A 12280-nucleotide genomic window follows, 5' to 3' on the forward strand; every position below is an offset into this window, starting at 1 on the left:
CAGAGGCCCGGTCCAGGGTGGCCCCATGCGTACCGAAATACTCAGGCCCGGCGGCAGCCCCGTGCGGGTGCTTGTCGTGGACGACGAGGCGTCTCTCGCCGAGCTGCTGTCGATGGCCCTGCGTTACGAGGGGTGGGAGGTCCGCAGGGTCGGCGACGGGGCCGGCGCCGTGCGCTCGGCGCGCGACTTCCGGCCCGATGCGGTCGTACTCGACGTGATGCTGCCGGACATGGACGGGCTCGCCGTCCTCGGGCGGCTGCGCTGCGAACTGCCCGATGTGCCGGTGCTGTTCCTGACCGCGAGGGACTCCGTGGAGGACCGCATCGCGGGGCTGACGGCGGGCGGCGACGACTATGTCACCAAGCCGTTCAGCCTGGAGGAGGTCGTGGCCCGGCTGCGCGGGCTGATCCGGCGGTCGGGTACCGCGGCGGTGGCCGTACGGAGCGAATCCGTGCTGACGGTCGGCGACTTGGCCCTCGACGAGGACAGCCACGAGGTCACGCGGGCCGGGGACGGGATCCATCTCACCGCGACGGAGTTCGAACTGCTGCGCTTCCTGATGCGCAATCCGCGCCGCGTCCTGAGCAAGGCGCAGATCCTCGACCGGGTGTGGAACTACGACTTCGGCGGCCAGGCCAATGTCGTCGAGCTGTACATCTCGTATCTGCGCAGGAAGATCGACGCGGGCCGGGAGCCGATGATCCACACTCGGCGTGGCGCGGGGTATCTGATCAAGCCGGGTATGTGAGTGAGGTTGAGGGTGGCTGTCTCCCTTCGCGCTGTCTCCCTTCGCGCTGTCTCCCTTCGCGCTGTGTCGCTGCGCACCCGGCTCGTGCTGTCGGCCGTCGCGCTGATCGCGGTGGTCGCTGCGGTGATCGGGCCGGTTACGACGATCGCGCTGCACTCGTTTCTGGAGCAGCAGCTGGACGATCAGCTGACGTCGGCGGTGCAGCGCACGCAACGGGGACCCGCGGGGATCGTGGCCCCACGCTGAAGCTTGTCGCTGCGCCGGTGCAGCGGATCCCGCACCCGATGCTGGACACGCACTTCTTCCGCAACCAGCGCTTCATCGGCGCGGTCGCCTGCGGCTTGCTGACCGCGAGCCGCAGGACCGCGCCCCGCTTCCGTAACCCCCGAGGTCGTAAGCGCTCCTCGGTCGCGGCGATGAGCTCGATGCCCCGGGTGTCGATGAACGTCGTGTCCGTGAGGTTCAGCACCAGGACGCGCAGCGAGCCGGACCGCGCGTCGATGATCCGGGCGGCGTCCGCTGCAGTTGGGGCGAGTCGCTGAGGTCGATCTCGCGCGGCAGTTTGACCAAGGTGGGGTGCGGAAGATCACAGGGGTTCAGGAGCATGGCTGGAGACCTCACCCGAGCGACTTGACGTCGCGGCCCGGATGACGGCCGCTTCCTGACCCGGAGTTCCGTTTCAGCACGGGCGGGCTCGCCCGGTGGAGCGTGTGCCCTGTTGCTTCGGGGCAGTCAGGAAGCGGATAGAGTCTGTCCGTCCTTTGCTCGCAGTCGGGAATGTGCTGCGGAGCTCTCCAGCGCATGGCCTCAACCCGGTCGTGCTCGCCGAAGAGGTTCGTGGTGACTGCGTCCGACATTTCCGAAAATCAGCATGAATATGCCGATTCCTCTCCTGATTCTTCCGCCGATTCCGTCGGCGACGCCGAGCTGCGGCTGGCCGACGCACTGACCGCCGCCGCGGTCGGTCTGCACGAGGCCAGAGGCCGGGACGACACGCTGCGCACCGCGGTACAGCTGGCCAAGGAGATCGTCCCGGGCGCCGACTGTGCGGGCATCTCCGTCGTCGAACGCACCGGCAGTGTCTCCACGGTCGCCTGGACCGACGAGACGGTACGGGTCATCGACGCCGGCGCGTCGTACGGCAGTTGGGACGGGCTCCGGTCCGCGCCCCTCATGCGGATCGACGACACCACGGAGTGGGAGGGCTGCGGCCCCACGCTCGCCGCGGTCAACCTCCGGTCCGGCCTGTTCCTGCGCCTGCGCGGCCACCAGCGCAGCTTCAGCGTGCTGACGCTCTACGCCCGCAAGCCGCAGGCCTTCGACGACCGGGCCGCGCACATCGCCCGCCTGCTGTCGGCGCACATCGGCATCGCGCTGGAGACGGCCGCCGTGCAGGAGCAGCTCGCCGAGGCCATGCACACCCGGGACGTCATCGGGCAGGCCACCGGCATCCTCATGGGGCGGCTGAACATCGACGCGGCACAGGCCTTCGAGCACCTCGTACGCGCCTCGCAGCAGGGCAATGTGAAACTGCGCGACATCGCGGCCCGCATCGTCGACGCAGCCACCCCCGAGTGAGGGACGCCCGATTCGGGTGATAGTCGCCGGACCCGAATGACGGTCGCCACACCCGGACGGCACCCGGGGTGAGCGACCCGATCCGGGGCACGCGAAGTGGATGACAGATACGGCGGATGCGACCGATGTGACGGGAGCGGCGGGTGCGACCGGGCGGAGCGGCGGCTTCGACCTCGCCTCGCTGCACAGAGCGCTCTCCGACTGGCGCGGCCTGGACCCCTTCCTCCAGGAGCTGACCGAGCGCGCCGTGCACGTCATCGGTGGCACCGACTCGTGCAGCATCACCATGCGGCGGCACGACCGGTTGGTCACCGCCGCCAGCAGCGACGGCCTGGCGCTTGCCCTCGACGGGCTGCAGTACGACGTCGAGGCGGGGCCGTGCGTGTGCAGCCTGGACAGCAGCGAGGAGGAGTACGTACCCGACATGCTCGAGGAGCGGCGCTGGGGGCCGTATCCGCGGCTGGCGTCCGCGCACGGGATCCGGTCGGTGCTCGCCACACCGCTGGTCGCCAACTCCTCGACGCTGGGCGCCCTCAACCTCTACTCCCGTACGCCCAGGGCCTACGAGGGCCACAAGGAGGCCGCGCGCCGGCTGTCCGCGCAGGCGGCGGGTGCGGTGGCCGTCGCGGACCGCATGGAGCGGGAGACGGGGACGGGGCGCGACCTGCGGGCCGCGATGCTCTCGCGCTCCGTCATCGACCAGGCCATCGGCATCGTCATGGCGCGTCAGCGGTGTCCCGCGGACGTGGCGATGGCTGTACTGCGCCGCACCTCGCAGGGCCGGAACATCAAACTGCGGGACCTGTGCGCCGAGTTGGTAGCCCACACGGGCGGCACACCGCCGGGCCCCGGGACCTTCGCCCGGCGACTCTGAGCAGCCTGCCCCCGGCTGCACAGTGAGGCCGACAAGATGCACACGCAGCCCGCCCGGGACACACGGAACGGGCGGTCCTGAGCAATCGGCCCCCGGCCGCACAGTCAGGCCGACCAAGACGCACACGCAGCCCGACCGAGACACCCGGTCAGCCCGCCCGAGACAAAATCAACGGGCCACCGTACGAACGTGGGAATCACGCCCGTCCAATGGCCCGTCGCCGGAGCACCCACTACCGCGGGGGCTACGCCTGCGGCAGCTGCTCCCCCTGCACCGCCTGGATGTCCAGCTCGACCCGCAGCGTCGCGCCGATCGCCGAGATGCCCGCCTGGACCACCTGGTTGTAGTTGATGGCGAAGTCCTCGCGGCGCAGCTCGGCCGTCGCGCGGAAGGCCGCCCGTACGCCGCCCCACGGGTCCGGTCCCGTCCCCAGGTAGCTGAGGTCCAGTTCGACCGGGCGCGCGATCCCGTGCAGGGCCAGCTCGCCGTGCACGGTCCACCGGTCGGGTCCGGCCGGGGTGATGCCCGTACCGGCGTACGTGATCTCGGGGAACCGCTCGACATCCAGGAAGTCGGGCGACTTCAGGTGCCCGTCCCGCATGCCGTTGCCCGTGTCGATGCTCGCCGCCGTGATGACCGCGTCCACCCGGGACTTGGCCAGGTCCTCGGCGATCTCGATGCGCCCGCCGAATCCGGTGAACCGGCCGTGCACGCTGGAGATGCCCAGGTGCTGGGCGACCGCGGCCACCGAGGAGTGCGCCGGGTCGATGGTCCAGGGGCCCGGCGGCGGCAGCTCGACGCCGCCCTGACGGGCCAGCACGAAGGTGCCGGCGTTCGCCCGGCCGCTCGCCGTGACGAGCGCGGTCGAGGCGGCGGGGGCGTAACCGGCGGCTGTCACGACCACCGTGTAAGGACCGGCCGGCAAGGGGGCATCGGTCCTCACCGATCCCTCCCCGTCCGCGTCGGCCCTCAACACCTGGGTGCCCGTCATGTCGGTCACGGTCACCACCGCGTGCTGTACGGCCCAGCCGTCGCGGGTCCGTACCTGTGCGCGAAGTCCCATCCCGTTTTCTCTCCTTGCCGAAATGATGCGGGCCCCGGACGGGGCGGCGGGCCGTCCCCTGCCCGCCGCCGCATCCGGGGCCCATTTCCACCCGCTCGGCCGGCGCCGCGCCTCCGCTTGGAGCGCGGCCCCGCCGAGGGGGGCCTGAGGGTGCCTGTGAGGGCTACTCGCCCGGGTGGGCGAGCTCGATGTCGTGGCCGTCGACTCCGCGGCCCGCGACCGTCAGTGCGCCGGCCGCCGGCGGGTAGCCGGTCGCGACGACCGTGTACTCGCCCGAGTTCAGGTCGGCGAAGGCGTACGCCCCGTCGTCCCCGGTGGTCGACGTGGCGACCACGTTCCCGGCCGCGTCCATCAGCGTCACGCGGGCGTCGGCCAGCGGACGCCGGTCGGCGCCGCCGCGTACCGTGCCCCGGACCAGCGCGCCGGACTGCAGCGCGACCTCGATCCGGGTGACGCCCTGGCCGCCGATGTCCACCGGCAGTGCCATCGGCCGGAAACCGGCCGCGTTCACCGCGACGGTCACCGAGCCGGGGATCAGCTCACCGAAGGTGAACTCGCCCTGGCCGCCGGACTTCCCGGTGGCCAGCACATCGCCGCGCACATCGGTCACCACGACCATGGCGCCCTCGACGGGCAGACCAGCGTCCGTGGTGCGCACGGTGCCGAGCAGTCCGCTCGTACCGGACAGCAGGATGTCGTACGCGACGGGCTCGTCGCCGACGACCACCGTGGACGCCTGCGGCTGGAAGCCGTCGGCGGAGGCGATCAGTACGTACGAACCGGCTGCCGGGGCGTCCAGCGCGTACCGGCCGTCCTGGGCCACGGTGCGGCCCAGTTGCCGTCCGGCCAGCGAGATCAGCGTGACCGCGGCGTGCGACACGGCTGCTCCCTCGGCGGTACGGACCGTGCCGTGCAGGGTCTTGCCGGTCGGCGGCGTGGCCGCGAACGACGCGGTGGGGTCCTGGTCCGGGTCACGGACCTGGAATCCGGCCACTCCGGCGGCCTCTTCGCCGAGCAGCTCACCGGTGGTCTCCCTGGCCGGGCCGTTGGCGGGCTCGGCGGGTGCGGCCGGGCCGTCGGACGACTTCAAGGCGACCTCCTTGACGAACAGCACCAGGATCAGTCCGACCAGCGCGAGGGGCGCCGCGTACAGGAAGAGGTCGGCGACCCCGTGCCCGTACGCGCTCTCCACGACGGTCCTGACCGGTCCGGGCAGGGCGTCCATGTCCGGGATGGCGTTGCCGCCACCGGCGCTGGGCTTGATGTGCAGGGCGGTGAGACCGTCCTCCACGTAGTGGGCGATGCGGTTGGACAGCACCGCGCCGAGCGCGGAGACGCCGACCGCGCCACCGAGGGAGCGGGTGAAGGTGACCAGCGAGCTGGCCGCGCCGAGCTCGTGCGGCTCCACCTGGTTCTGCGAGGCGAGCACGAGGTTCTGCATCATCATGCCGAGTCCGAGGCCGAGCACCGCCATGTAGATGGCGACCTGCCAGTACTCCGTGTCGTACCTGATGGTGCTGAGCAGGCCGAGGCCCGCGACGAGACCCACACCGCCGCCGACCAGGAATCCCTTCCAGCGGCCCGTCTTGGTGATGATCTGGCCGGAGACCGTCGACGAGATGAAGAGACCGGCGATCATCGGGATCGTCATGACGCCGGACATCGTCGGCGACTTGTCCCGGGCCAGCTGGAAGTACTGGCTCAGGAAGACGGTCGAGCCGAACATCGCGACACCGACGAAGAGGCTCGCCAAGGACGTGAGCGCGATCGTACGGTTACGGAAGAAGCGCAGCGGGATCAGCGGCTCCGAGACCTTCGTCTCGACCAGCAGGAAGAGCAGGCCGAGCACGAGCGTGCCGCCGAGCATCGTGTACGTCTGCCACGAGTTCCAGTCGTACTTGTCGCCCGCGAGCGTCACCCAGATCATCAGCAGGGAGACGGAGGCGGCGAGGAAGAAGGCACCGAGCCAGTCGATCTTCACCTTGCGGCGGACGACCGGAAGCTTGAGGGTCTTCTGGAGGAGGACCAGGGCGATGGCCGCGAACGGCACACCGACGTAGAAGCACCAGCGCCAGCCGAGCCAGTCGGTGTCGGTGATGACACCGCCGAGCAGCGGACCGCCGACGGTGGCGACCGCGAAGGTGGCGCCGATGTAACCGGCGTACCTGCCGCGCTCGCGGGGCGAGATCATCGCGGCGATCACGATCTGGGTGAGCGCGACGAGACCGCCGGTGCCGATGCCCTGGAGCACGCGGAAGGCGATCAGGGTGCCGGTGTTCTGCGACAGACCGGCGAGCGCCGATCCGATCACGAAGATGACCAGCGCTATCTGGACCAGCAGCTTCTTACTGAAGAGGTCGGCCAGCTTGCCCCACAGGGGGGTGGTCACGGTCATGGAGAGAAGTGCGGCGGTGACGACCCAGGTGTACGCGCTCTGGGTGCCGTCGAGATCCTTGATGATCTCGGGAAGGGCGTTCGACACGATGGTCGACGACAGCATCGCGACGAACATGCCGAGCAGCAGGCCGGTGAGGGCTTCCATGATCTGCCGGTGTGTCATCGGCGCGCCGTCGGAGGAGTGGTGTGACCCCTGCTTGGCGTGGCCGCCCCGCACACCGACTGGTGTGGTCGTAGCCATTGAATTCCTTTGCTTTACGCGGGTGTTGCGGGTGATGCAGGTGTTACGGGTACCGCGGGCTTCCGGGCCTCGGAGCCACCGTCCTGCTCGAAGTGGTGCGGGGTCCGTGCCCGGCAGTCGCCGAAGCTGTCGCGCAGGCGGGCCAGCATGAAGTTGAGCTGTCCGACCTCGTCGTCGGACCAGTCGTCCAGGGCGCCGGCGAGCGTCGCGGTGTAGCGCTCGGAGAGTTCCTCCAGGAGCGCCAGGCCCGCCGGGTTCAGCCGCAGGATGCGCGAACGCCTGTCCCCCGGGTCGGGGGCCCGGTCGATCCAGCCGCGGTCCGCCACATGGGCGACGTGCCGGCTGGTTACCGACATGTCGACCGCGAGCAGTTCGGCCAGCCTGCTCATCCGCATCTCGCCATGACGGTCGAGAAGGGTGAGCACCGCGGCCGATCCTGCCGGGCAGTGTGCGGGGAGGATCTTGGCGAGATCGCGCTTGACGGCGCCGATGGCACTGAGCTGCCGGGCCAGTTCCGCGTACTGACTCTGCGCGGCCATGGGCACCTCCGTTCATCTCGTTGCTTAGGGCAACCATAGAAGCGGTTGGTTGCTACAGGCAAACTAAAAGGGGACTCGGGGAGTAAAGGAACCCAAAAGCCTCCGTGCGGCCCGGGTCAAGCGCGTCCGTACTGCCGGTAAAGCCGCAGATCGCGAGGGGCGGGGGGCCGGGGTGTGCGGGATGCCTCTTCTTCGCTAGGGTCCTGCCCCATGGCACACAACCCCCACGCCCCCCAGGGTCCCGAGGGTCACAGCGACCCGGCGGGCAGCACTCAGATGTTCCGCGCCTTTGTCGACGAGGGCGAGCCGCAGCGGCAGCAGCCGGCCGCGGCCGTGTCCTCGGGCGGCCCGAAGACCGGACTGATCGTCGGCGTCGTCGCCGTCATCGTGATCCTCGCCGCGGTGGCCTGGCTCGCGCTCGGCTGATCGTTTCGTCGGCCGCCGCCGGTGGCCGCCGGTGGCCGCTGCGGGAGCCGACCCGACGGTCGGCGCCCCGCGGCCGCCCCGCGTGGCGCTCCGGGCTTCACTCCCGGTCCGGGTGGCCTCCCGGCGTCGCTCCTGAAGTCACCGGCGGCGTCACTTCCAGTCGGCGGTGACGTCCCGGGTCTCCACGCGCATGCCCAGCGGCACCCGCCAGGAATCCACACACACGGTGTACGTATTGTTCACGGCCGCGCCCGCGGCGATCGGTCCGGGCAGTGGCTGTGCCGAATAACGGGTGCCCCAGTCGACACCCAGCGCGCCGATGATGTGCGTCGCGAAGGTGACAGTGCCCGACCGGACCGGTGAGCCGCCGGTGTTGCTGAACCGCACGGTCACCTTCTCGCACCACCGCTTCCCCGCGCCCGCGCGCGCGGGCGCGCCCACCTTGAGCGCGGCGGGCGCGGGTGGGGGCGGCGGAGGCGTGGTGGTGGGCGGCGATCCGGGGCCGGTGCCCGGCGATCCCGTACCCGGCGATCCCGAACCGGGTGATCCGGGCGCGGTCGGACCGCCGGACGTGCCACTGGCCGCGCCGCCGCCCGTACGACCGGGGGCCGATGCGCCGCCGCCCGGTCCGCCGGGCTTCCCCGGGCTGCCGGGTGCGCCCCGGTCCGGTGCGTCCCCGCCCGAGCCACCGTCGTCGGCACCCGCGGCGCCGGACGCGCCCTTGCCCGTACCGCCGGCCGATGACCCGCCCGAGCCTTCGCCCTTGGCGGGGTGCCCGCCCCTGTCGCCGCCCCGGGCCCCGTCGTCATCGAGGGGCACCAGCTCGACCTCGCCGTCGGGCGGTACGGCCTTGCCCGCCGCCCGATCCGGCGATGAGCCCGCGGCGCCGACCGCCGCATAGCCGTCGTCGCCGGCCTCGCCACCGCACGCGGCCAGAACCCCGCCCAGACACAGCACAGCCACCGAGGCGCCCAGCGCGGCACCTCGGTGGCCGTGTATCAGACCATGACGTCGCATCGCGCCAGTTTGTCTGACGCTCCGTCAATTGGAAACCCCGTCAGCAGGACTGACCGTATGTCACTCGGGTCCCAGTGGTGAGCCGTCAGGTCAGTCCGCGATGAGCCCTTCCCTGAGCTGCGCGAGCGTGCGGGTCAGCAGGCGCGAGACGTGCATCTGGGAGATGCCGACCTCTTCGCCGATCTGCGACTGGGTCATGTTCGCGAAGAATCGGAGCATGATGATCTGGCGCTCCCTCGGCTGCAGTCTGGCCAGCAGCGGCTTGAGGGATTCGCGGTACTCGACGCCCTCAAGCGCCGTGTCCTCGTATCCCAGCCGGTCGGCCAGCGACCCCTCGCCGCCGTCGTCCTCGACGGAGGGCGAGTCCAGCGAACTGGCGGTGTAGGCGTTGCCGACGGCGAGGCCTTCCACGACGTCTTCCTCCGACACCCCCAGCACCACGGCGAGTTCGGGCACGGTCGGCGAGCGGTCGAGCTTCTGCGCGAGCTCGTCACTGGCCCGGGTCAGCGCGAGCCGCAACTCCTGCAGCCTGCGCGGCACCCGCACCGACCAACTGGTGTCGCGGAAGAAGCGCTTGATTTCACCGACCACCGTCGGCATCGCGAACGTGGGGAATTCCACTCCGCGTTCGCAGTCGAACCGGTCGATCGCCTTGATCAGGCCGATCGTTCCGACCTGGACGATGTCCTCCATCGGCTCGTTCCGGCTGCGGAAGCGGGCCGATGCGTAGCGCACCAGGGGGAGATTGAGTTCAATGAGAGTGTCTCGAACGTACGTATGCTCCGGGCTGTCCTTGTCGAGGGCGGCAAGCCGCAGGAAGAGAGAGCGGGACAGAGTGCGTGTGTCGATGACTTCCGGCTGCGACACGATTGCCGGCTTGGCCACGTGGTCGAGCACGGCGGGCACTGCCTTGATGAGCACCTTTGAGCTGCCCTGTTCTGCGGACATGCCACCCCCTTGAGGTCGCGGACGGTAGCGGCGGGCGCTCCCGTTCGGAGGAAGCAGCCTCCACCTGAATACCGGTGGCGGAGCTGCGGCAAACGCGGTTCCAGCAGAATGTCACATGTCGGCAACACGCTGTAGCGCCAAGTCGACAAATCTGCGCAGGAAAGAGGGGGTGTGCGGCTTTTCGGCCATCCTGCGGAAGTACCCGTTCTGCTTACGCTTCGATTCGATTTGCGGATCGAAGCCGCGCGAAGCTTCTGGCCAGCAGTCTTGACACGTGCATCTGGGACACGCCCAATTCCGCACTGATTTGAGATTGCGTCAGATTGCTGTAGTAGCGCAGCAGCAGAATCCGCTGCTCGCGTTCGGGCAACTGTACGAGCAGATGCCGTACGAGATCCCGGTGCTCGACGCCGGCCAGGGCCGGGTCCTCGTATCCGAGCCGGTCGAGCAGGCCCGGCAGCCCGTCGCCCTCCTGGGCCGCCTCCAGCGAAGTCGCGTGGTACGACCGGCCCGCCTCGATGCAGGCCAGCACCTCGTCCTCGGAGATGCGCAGGCGCTCGGCGATCTCGGCGGTCGTGGGAGACCGTCCGTGGGCCGTGGTGAGGTCCTCGGTGGCCCCGCTGACCTGGACCCACAGCTCGTGCAGCCGGCGCGGTACGTGGACGGTCCTGACGTTGTCACGGAAGTACCGCTTGATCTCGCCCACGACGGTCGGCATCGCGAAGGTCGGGAACTGCACCCCGCGGTCCGGGTCGAACCGGTCGATGGCGTTGATCAGACCGATCGTGCCGACCTGCACGACGTCCTCCATCGGCTCGTTGCGGCTGCGGAAGCGGGCGGCGGCGTACCGCACGAGCGGCAGGTTCGCCTCGATGAGCGCCCCGCGCACCCGGCTGTGCTCGGGGGTCCCGGGATCCAGCACCTTGAGCTCGCCGAACAGCACCTGGGTCAGCGCCCGGGTGTCGGCACCACGACTCCTGGCCGGGGCCGCGTCAGGGGCGGGGTCGGGGGCGGTCTCGGGGGGCAGTGGGGGGAGCTGGGGGCCCGGACGGCTGTGCTGGCTGTGCTGGATCTGCTGGGGCGGAGCCTGAGGCGCTGTACTGGCAGGCACGGTCGCGCCACCCCTTTCCTCGGTCAAACACGGTCAACTCATCCGTCAAAAGCGGTCATAGCATCACAAGACATGTGCACTGTGTGCAAGCACCGTATAGCGCCGTGTTGAGGGCAAGTTGGGGTATAACTACGCATAAACCCCACACCGGCACGGTGTGGGGCGGGGTGCGGAGGGGGCTCAGAACTCGTAGTCGGCGATCACCCACGTGGCGAATTCGCGCCACTGTCCGGCGGCCGCCTGATGGGCCGGGTGTTCGACATAGCGCTTCAGTGCATCGCGGTCCTGTACCGCCGAGTTGATGGCGAAGTCGTACGCGATGGGCCGGTCGGTGATGTTCCAGGCGCACTCCCAGAACTCCAGCTCGGGGACGACTCCGTCGAGCTCCTGGAAGGCCTTCACACCGGCGGTGACACGCGGCTCTTCCCGCTGCACGCCGTCATTGAGCTTGAAGAGGACCAGATGGCGGATCAAGAAGCACTCCTTGGAGACGGAGGGCGCCCGGATCGGTCACCGGTCGGTCACTGGATCGGACCGGTCGCTGGAGCAGGTCGGTCACCGGATCGGACCGGTCACTGGAGCAGGTCGGTCACTGGATCAGTTCGGACATGAACTCGCCGACGCCCTGAGCGGCACTGGCAATGCCTTCGAACCCTACCCCGACAAGATCGGCCGCCCTGTCGGGCGACGTGATGATCGTGTACAGCACGAAGACCACGATCACGTACAGCGCGAGCTTCTTGGTTTGTACCATGCGTGCGGCCTCCCCTGCCGGTCCCCTGTGCAGTCGGGAGAGTGTATCGGCAGAATCGGCTTGCCCAGAGGTCGCAGCGATCACTCACTCAGCCTTTAAGGACCTATGACCCGCCGATCCGGGCCTTTTGCCCGCCTGTCGCCCCTCGCGGGAGGCGCAGGATGGATCTCGTCGCCCGGCGGACCTGGCAGGAATCCGCGGGGCGAGGAACAGGACCTCACTGCGGGGTCCGGCCGCCGGCTTCCCCCCTGGTGCGGCCGGACTTGCAGGTCTTGTTCTCATCGGGGGAAGCGGCTTGTCCCCCCGATACCGCGCTTCCCTCGTCCCACGCGAAGGCCCCGACCACCCCGGTCGGGGTCTTCGGCTGTTCGTCACCGCGCTGCGAGCCCGTACGGCAGCCCGCGCGCTGTGGAGATCCCGTGCGCGGCGGCCCGTATCAACGCGAAAGCCCCGATTCAATGAACCGGGGCTTTCGCTCAGAGCGGTAGCGGTGGGATTTGAACCCACGGAGAAGTTGCCCCCTCACACGCTTTCGAGGCGTGCTCCTTAGGCCGCTCGGACACGCTACCGAGAGAGAGCTTAGC

14 protein-coding genes and 1 tRNA gene are annotated in these 12280 nt (G+C 69.7%); 6 read left to right on the forward strand and 9 right to left on the reverse strand.

Annotated features, from left to right (window positions below):
- Positions 1–25: 25 nt before the first annotated feature.
- The 5 genes from QMK30_RS18005 to QMK30_RS18025 all read left to right on the forward strand — a co-directional run bounded on the left by QMK30_RS18005 (position 26) and on the right by QMK30_RS18025 (position 3200).
- Complete coding sequence (locus QMK30_RS18005) at positions 26–748, forward strand: response regulator transcription factor (protein WP_283519232.1); 723 nt, start codon at positions 26–28, stop codon at positions 746–748.
- Positions 749–811: 63 nt separating this feature from the next.
- Positions 812–994: a hypothetical protein gene (locus tag QMK30_RS18010; RefSeq protein ID WP_283519386.1), complete on the forward strand. Its 183-nt coding sequence runs from the start codon at positions 812–814 to the stop codon at positions 992–994.
- Between the two features lie 38 nt (positions 995–1032).
- Complete coding sequence (locus QMK30_RS18015; protein ID WP_283519387.1) at positions 1033–1290, forward strand: hypothetical protein; 258 nt, start codon at positions 1033–1035, stop codon at positions 1288–1290.
- 298 nt (positions 1291–1588) lie between these two features.
- Positions 1589–2326, forward strand: a complete 738-nt coding sequence (locus tag QMK30_RS18020; protein ID WP_283519234.1) for a GAF and ANTAR domain-containing protein — start codon at positions 1589–1591, stop codon at positions 2324–2326.
- 100 nt (positions 2327–2426) lie between these two features.
- Positions 2427–3200, forward strand: coding sequence for a GAF and ANTAR domain-containing protein (locus QMK30_RS18025; protein ID WP_283519236.1), 774 nt, complete (start codon positions 2427–2429; stop codon positions 3198–3200).
- Between the two features lie 244 nt (positions 3201–3444).
- Here the strand turns inward: QMK30_RS18025 and QMK30_RS18030 are convergent, their stop codons facing one another.
- The 3 genes from QMK30_RS18030 to QMK30_RS18040 all read right to left on the reverse strand — a co-directional run bounded on the left by QMK30_RS18030 (position 3445) and on the right by QMK30_RS18040 (position 7440).
- Positions 3445–4263 carry a YceI family protein gene (locus QMK30_RS18030; RefSeq protein WP_283519238.1) on the reverse strand — a complete coding sequence of 273 codons (819 nt, stop codon included), beginning with the start codon at positions 4261–4263 and terminating at the stop codon, positions 3445–3447.
- 163 nt (positions 4264–4426) lie between these two features.
- On the reverse strand, positions 4427–6823 hold the full coding sequence (locus QMK30_RS18035) for an MFS transporter (protein ID WP_502963162.1): 2397 nt from the start codon (positions 6821–6823) through the stop codon (positions 4427–4429).
- Between the two features lie 92 nt (positions 6824–6915).
- The gene (locus tag QMK30_RS18040; RefSeq protein WP_283519242.1) at positions 6916–7440 is read right to left on the reverse strand and encodes a MarR family winged helix-turn-helix transcriptional regulator; all 525 of its coding nucleotides are present in this window, start codon (positions 7438–7440) and stop codon (positions 6916–6918) included.
- Positions 7441–7650: 210 nt separating this feature from the next.
- On the opposite strand from QMK30_RS18040, the gene QMK30_RS18045 reads away from it, so the two are divergent.
- Positions 7651–7866 (forward strand): hypothetical protein, encoded by a 216-nt coding sequence (locus QMK30_RS18045; RefSeq protein WP_283519243.1) that lies wholly within the window; start codon positions 7651–7653, stop codon positions 7864–7866.
- A 150-nt stretch (positions 7867–8016) separates the two neighbouring features.
- Here the strand turns inward: QMK30_RS18045 and QMK30_RS18050 are convergent, their stop codons facing one another.
- The 6 genes from QMK30_RS18050 to QMK30_RS18075 all read right to left on the reverse strand — a co-directional run bounded on the left by QMK30_RS18050 (position 8017) and on the right by QMK30_RS18075 (position 12265).
- Positions 8017–8883, reverse strand: a complete 867-nt coding sequence (locus QMK30_RS18050; RefSeq protein ID WP_283519245.1) for a hypothetical protein — start codon at positions 8881–8883, stop codon at positions 8017–8019.
- Between the two features lie 90 nt (positions 8884–8973).
- On the reverse strand, positions 8974–9831 hold the full coding sequence (locus QMK30_RS18055) for an RNA polymerase sigma factor SigF (protein ID WP_283519246.1): 858 nt from the start codon (positions 9829–9831) through the stop codon (positions 8974–8976).
- A 211-nt stretch (positions 9832–10042) separates the two neighbouring features.
- Complete coding sequence (locus QMK30_RS18060; protein WP_283519248.1) at positions 10043–10942, reverse strand: RNA polymerase sigma factor SigF; 900 nt, start codon at positions 10940–10942, stop codon at positions 10043–10045.
- Positions 10943–11122: 180 nt separating this feature from the next.
- The gene (locus QMK30_RS18065) at positions 11123–11416 is read right to left on the reverse strand and encodes a Dabb family protein (protein ID WP_283519250.1); all 294 of its coding nucleotides are present in this window, start codon (positions 11414–11416) and stop codon (positions 11123–11125) included.
- Between the two features lie 115 nt (positions 11417–11531).
- Positions 11532–11696, reverse strand: a complete 165-nt coding sequence (locus QMK30_RS18070) for a hypothetical protein (protein WP_283519252.1) — start codon at positions 11694–11696, stop codon at positions 11532–11534.
- 482 nt (positions 11697–12178) lie between these two features.
- Positions 12179–12265 (reverse strand) — tRNA-Ser (locus QMK30_RS18075).
- Positions 12266–12280: the final 15 nt, after the last annotated feature.

Source organism: Streptomyces sp. H27-C3 (assembly GCF_030063415.1).
Taxonomy (GTDB): domain Bacteria; phylum Actinomycetota; class Actinomycetes; order Streptomycetales; family Streptomycetaceae; genus Streptomyces.